The 270-nt window shown below is 75.9% G+C and carries 1 protein-coding gene; it reads right to left on the reverse strand.

All coding sequences use genetic code 11. From position 1 onward, the window contains the following. Nucleotides 1-270, reverse strand: a 270-nt coding sequence (locus tag KZZ07_RS26940; RefSeq protein ID WP_219520036.1) for a cobaltochelatase subunit CobN, incomplete at both ends; no start/stop codon positions are given.

The following is a 270-nucleotide window of genomic DNA, read 5'->3' on the forward strand; positions in this document are numbered from 1 at the left end:
GACTTGCGAACGCCGCCCGGGTCACGTCGTCGGCGGGCAGGCCGGAAGCCGTCAGCGCCGCCTCGACCCCCTGCCCCGTGACGAGGGCCTCGATCCCGGCCCGCTCCGGCCGCACGCCGTGCGCCGACTGGGCGAGCGCCAGGAGCAGATCGACCCGCTCCTCTTCCGGCGTGCCCGCGCCGACCACGTGCAGGCCGTGCGGGATCAGGGTCTGCTCCAGCTCCTGCAGCGCGGTCCAGAGGCCGGAGACCCGAGCCTCCAGATCGCCGG

The sequence above is a fragment of the Mameliella sp. CS4 genome, from assembly GCF_019392335.1.
Lineage (GTDB): Bacteria > Pseudomonadota > Alphaproteobacteria > Rhodobacterales > Rhodobacteraceae > Antarctobacter.